Consider the following 4559-nt stretch of genomic DNA (forward strand, 5'->3'; position numbering starts at 1 on the left):
TGGCTCCGGGCGCTCCTGCGCCTGCGCCTGCACCTGCCGCGGGCAGCCCTGCCGCACCGGCGCCGGCCACCGCGCCGGCACCCGCCGCCACGCCAGCGAAACAGGGACCGGCGTCATGAGCAAGAAATTCAACATCAAAGAGCTGGATTTCAACAACATCGGCAATTGGCCGCAGCAGGCCAAGATCGTGTTCTGCGTGCTGGTGACCCTGTTCATCCTGACCCTGTCCTGGTTCCTGCTGATCAGCAGCAAGAGCGACGAGTTGCAGGCGCTGGAGCAGAAGGAAACCGAACTGCGCGCCTCCTTCGAGAAGGAGCAGAGCCGTGCGGTGAACCTGCAGCCGCTGAAGCAGCAACTGGTGCAGATGGAGCAGGTGCTGCAGCAGATGCTGCGGCAGCTGCCGAGCAAGACCGAGATGCCCGACCTGATCATCGACATCTCGCAGACCGCGCTGTCCAGCGGCCTGACCAACGAGTTGTTCCAGCCGGGCCCGGAGTCGCCGAAGGAGTTCTACGCGGAGAAGCCGATCGCCCTGCGCATGGTCGGCAGCTACCACCAGTTCGGCGCCTTCGTCAGTGGCGTGGCCTCGCTGCCGCGGGTGGTGATCCTGACCATGCACGACATCAACCTGAAGCCGCGCGACAAGAGCAACGGCATCACCGCGCGCGGCGAGCTGGAGCTGTCCGGTACGGTCAAGACCTATCGCTACCTGGACGACAAGGAAATGGCCGACCAGGAACAGGCCGCGGCGGCCGCGAAGAAGGCCGGCAAGCAAGGCGGTGGCGCATGAGCCGGCAGCATCGGGTGGTCAGGATTCTCGTTGCGGGCGCGCTGGCGCTGGTGCTTGGCGCTTGCGGCCGCACCATCACCAGCACGCCGGGCGATGCGCCGAATCTGGAGAACTGGGTGAAGGAAGTGCGCGCGCGACCGGCGCAGCCGCTGGAGCCGTTGCCGGTGATGCAGCAGTTCGAAACCTTCGAGTATGCGGCGCAGGGCCTGCGCGATCCGTTCAGCGATGCCTGGGCCAGTCCCGACGGCAGCAGCGGCCTGCGCCCGGATCCGAACCGCCGCAAGGAACCGCTGGAACAGTTCCCGCTGGACAGCCTCAACATGGTCGGCACGCTGGGCAGCGGCGCGGGCCAGGTGGCGCTGGTGATGGCGCCGGACAAGGTGACCTACCGCGTGCGTCCGGGCGTGTACATGGGGCAGAGCGATGGCCGCGTGACCGGGGTGCACGAGGATCGCATCGATTTGATTGAACTGGTGCCGGATGGCGCCGGCGGCTGGCTGGAACGTCCCGCCTCCGTCGCGCTGGACGATCAATGATTGATTATGGGGATAGCACGATGACTTTTTCCAAAGCCCTGAGCCTGCGCCCCATCCGGCGCCACGCGACGATGCGGCTATGCGCGTTGGGGTTGGCGGCGATGCTCGGGAATGCGGTCGTCGCCAGCGCGGCGCCGCCCGCCGCGCCTGTTGCCGCGTCTCCCGCACCTGCGGCGGCGCCGGCCAAGCTCACGGTGTCGAAGATCGACTTCAAGCGCGGCGACGGCGGTGCGGGACGGCTGATCCTGTCCTTCAACGGCACCGGCGCCAGCCCGGACCTGCGCACCCAGGGCAACAGCGTGGTGGTCGATGTCGGCAACGCCACGCTGCCGCCGGAGTTGCAGCGTCCGCTCAACGTCACCGACTTCGCCACGCCGGTGCAGCGCATCGATGCCAAGCCCTATGCGGGCGGCGCCGAGCTGGTGCTGAACACCAATGGCGCGTTCGAATCGCTGGCCTACCAGTCGGGCAACGAGTACGTGGTCGAGATCACCCCGCGCGCCGCCGCGCCGGCGGTGGGCGCGGTCACCGCGACCACGGTCAGCCAGGCCGCCGCGCAGGTGGCCGCCCGCGGCTACAGCGGCAAGCCGGTGACCTTCAACTTCCAGGACGTGCCGGTGCGCACGGTGCTGCAGTTGATCGCCGAGGAGTCCAATCTCAACATCGTTGCCTCCGATACCGTGCAGGGCAGCGTCACCCTGCGCCTGGTCAATGTGCCGTGGGACCAGGCACTGGACATCGTGCTGCGCGCCAAGGGCCTGGACAAGCGCCGCGACGGCAAGGTGATCTGGGTCGCGCCGCAGCAGGAGCTGGCCAAGTTCGAGCAGGACAAGGAAGACGCGCGCATCGCGATCGAGAACCGCGAGGACCTGATCACCGACTACGTGCAGATCAACTATCACAGCGCCACGGCGATCTTCAAGGCGCTGACCGAGGCCAAGGGCATCGGCGGTGGCGGTGGCGGCGGTGGAAACGGCGGCGGCAACGGCAGCAGCCAGAACGACAACGGCTTCCTGTCGCCGCGCGGGCGTCTGGTCGCCGACGAGCGCACCAACACGCTGATGATCAGCGACATCCCGAAGAAGGTCGCGCAGATGCGCGAGCTGATCAACGTGATCGACCGCCCGGTCGACCAGGTGCTGATCGAGGGCCGCATCGTCATCGCCACCGATACCTTCGCACGCGATCTGGGTGCGCGCTTCGGCATTGCCGGCCGCAGGCAGTACGGCGGCAATACCGGCGTGGTCAGTGGCAACCTGGCCAACAACACGTCGATCATCAACAACAGCGTGCATAACATCCCGAGCGGGCTGAACTTCAACATGCCCGCCGGCACCTTCACCAATGGCACGCCCGGCGCCATCGCGTACACCTTGCTGGGCGCCAATTTCTCGCTGGACATGGAGTTGTCGGCGCTGCAGGAAGAAGGCCGTGGCGAGGTGATCTCCAACCCGCGCATCGTGACCTCCAACCAGCGCGAGGCCGTGATCAAGCAGGGTAAGGAAATCGGCTATGTCACTATCACCGGCGGTACCGGCGGCACCGCCGCCACCCCGAACGTGCAGTTCAAGGAAGTGCTGCTGGAGCTGAAGGTGACGCCGACGATCACCGACGACAATCGCATCTTCTTGAACATGAACGTCAAGAAGGATGAAGTGGAGCGCTTCGTCACCCTGCAGAACTACGGCACCGTGCCGGAAATCAATCGCCGCGAGATCAATACCGCGGTGCTGGTCGACGACGGACAGACCGTGGTGATCGGCGGCGTCTACGAATTTACGGATCGCAGCAGTATCTCCAAGGTGCCGTTCCTGGGCGACGTCCCGTTCTTGGGCAATCTGTTCAAGCAGCGCGGCCGCAGCAAGAGCAAGGCCGAGCTGCTGATCTTCGTGACCCCGAAGGTGATGCGCGTGGCCAAGCGCGCCGGCTGATCGGCGCGGGCAATGCGGGAAATCTTCGACGGGAGAGGCGCAAGCCTCTCCCGTCGGCGTTTGCGCCCATCGATGAGGAAATCCTGAATTCGCAGCACGCGGCGTCCGCCGTGCGCGGAACCATTTTCACCGGCGATGGGTCAGACTGCGCAAATGAACACTCCATCCCCGACCCTCGATTCCCCGCCGGCCGCGCCCGAGCAGCAGCGCCTGCACGCCGCGTTCGTCGCCCTGCGCGACGGCCTGTCCCAGACCATCGTCGGCCAGTCGGCGCTGGTGGAGCGCCTGCTGATCGCGCTGCTCGCCGATGGCCATCTGCTGGTCGAAGGCGCGCCCGGCCTGGCCAAGACCACCGCGATCCGTGCCCTGGCCTCGCGCCTGGAAGCGGATTTCGCCCGCGTGCAGTTCACCCCCGACCTGCTCCCGGCCGACCTCACCGGTACCGAGGTGTGGCGCCCGCAGGAGAGCCGCTTCGAGTTCCTGCCCGGGCCGATCTTCCATCCGATCCTGCTCGCCGACGAAATCAACCGTGCGCCGGCCAAGGTGCAATCGGCCCTGCTCGAGGCGATGGGCGAGCGCCAGGTCACCGTCGGCCGGCACACCTATGCGCTGCCGAAGCTGTTCTTGGTGATGGCGACACAGAACCCGATCGAGCAGGAGGGCACCTTCCCGCTGCCGGAGGCGCAGCTGGACCGCTTCCTGATGCATGTGCGGATCGGCTACCCGGAAGCTGCTGCGGAGGCGGATATCCTGCGGCTGGCGCGCGAGCGCGCCCGCGAGACGCTGGAGGCCGGCGAGGCGCCGCCGCCGCGCATGCCGCTGGAAGACGTATTCGCGGCACGCCGTGCGGTGCTGGCGCTGCACATGGCACCGCCGCTGGAGCGCTATCTGATCGAACTGGTGCTGGCCTCGCGCGATGCCAGCGGCTACGACGCCGCGTTGGCGCGGCGCATCGCCTGGGGCGCGAGTCCGCGTGGTTCGATCGCATTGGAGCGGTGCGCCCGCGCCCGCGCCTGGCTGGCCGGACGCGACTTCGTCACGCCCGACGACGTGCGCGCGGTCGCTGCCGATGTGCTGCGCCACCGCGTGCTGCCCAGTTACGAAGCCACCGCCGAAGGCTGGGACGGCGATCGTCTGGTCGCCGCCCTGCTGGACAAGGTGCCGCCGCCGTGACCGGACGCCGCCAGGTACGGCTGTTGCCCGCCGCCCGCCTCCGCGCGGAGTAACGACGATGGCACCGCAGCCGACTGCGCCGGGCATGCCGAAGGCCGCCGCGCCGGCCGAGGCGGGGATCCGTCCCAG

At 67.6% G+C, this 4559-nt stretch carries 4 protein-coding genes; all 4 read left to right on the forward strand.

The features are described 5' to 3' along the window. Nucleotides 1-115 precede the first annotated feature (115 nt). The gene (locus D183_RS0107000; RefSeq protein WP_017914107.1) at nucleotides 116-790 is read left to right on the forward strand and encodes a type 4a pilus biogenesis protein PilO; all 675 of its coding nucleotides are present in this window, start codon (nucleotides 116-118) and stop codon (nucleotides 788-790) included. Next, a complete protein-coding gene (locus tag D183_RS0107005; RefSeq protein WP_026143551.1) occupies nucleotides 787-1326 on the forward strand; it encodes a pilus assembly protein PilP in 540 nt (179 codons plus the stop codon). Before D183_RS0107000 ends, D183_RS0107005 begins: the two co-directional genes overlap by 4 nt. A 20-nt stretch (nucleotides 1327-1346) precedes the next feature. Further along, complete coding sequence (locus tag D183_RS0107010; protein WP_026144269.1) at nucleotides 1347-3257, forward strand: type IV pilus secretin PilQ; 1911 nt, start codon at nucleotides 1347-1349, stop codon at nucleotides 3255-3257. Nucleotides 3258-3410: 153 nt separating this feature from the next. Continuing rightward, nucleotides 3411-4430 (forward strand): AAA family ATPase, encoded by a 1020-nt coding sequence (locus tag D183_RS0107015; RefSeq protein ID WP_017908382.1) that lies wholly within the window; start codon nucleotides 3411-3413, stop codon nucleotides 4428-4430. The last annotated feature ends 129 nt before the right edge of the window (nucleotides 4431-4559 follow it).

The organism is Xanthomonas sp. SHU 199 (assembly GCF_000364665.1).
In the GTDB taxonomy this organism is placed as follows: Bacteria; Pseudomonadota; Gammaproteobacteria; order Xanthomonadales; family Xanthomonadaceae; genus Xanthomonas_A; species Xanthomonas_A sontii.